At 37.3% G+C, this 375-nt stretch carries 1 protein-coding gene; it reads left to right on the top strand.

What is annotated here, in order from left to right; genetic code table 11:
• A partial coding sequence (locus J536_RS24805) for a hypothetical protein (protein WP_032064394.1) occupies window positions 1–369 on the top strand: 369 nt, incomplete at its 5' end.
• Window positions 370–375: the final 6 nt, after the last annotated feature.

Below are 375 nucleotides of genomic sequence, written 5' to 3'. Positions count from 1 at the left end.
GTGCAAAAAGAACGTTTAAAAGAAAAAGTGGTCTCAATTGTTGAGTACGCCCAAGACACAAGCGCGGCTGATAAACTCAAACAGCTTTATTTCTTACATACCCATGTAGAGGGAATGTACTACCTCTTATTTAAAGCCATGTTTGAAACGAAACTGAGCTATCCAAAAGCCTATATCACCGCAGTGAGATATCGCACATGGCTGCTGAATGAAATCTATAGCCAGCTTATAAAACTCAAAACCGATGCGACTTTTCAAGATGCCAAACTATTTTTATATATGATTGAAGGCGCAATTATTCAGCTTTTAAGTTCAGATGGGGGAATCGATCGGGAAAAGGTGATAGATTTTTATATAATTTATGTCTAACAGAGA

It is taken from the genome of Acinetobacter sp. 809848 (assembly GCF_000581275.1).
In the GTDB taxonomy this organism is placed as follows: domain Bacteria; phylum Pseudomonadota; class Gammaproteobacteria; order Pseudomonadales; family Moraxellaceae; genus Acinetobacter; species Acinetobacter pittii.
The sequence above is the reverse complement of the archived record's forward strand: the minus strand, read 5'-3'. Positions and strand labels throughout refer to the sequence as shown.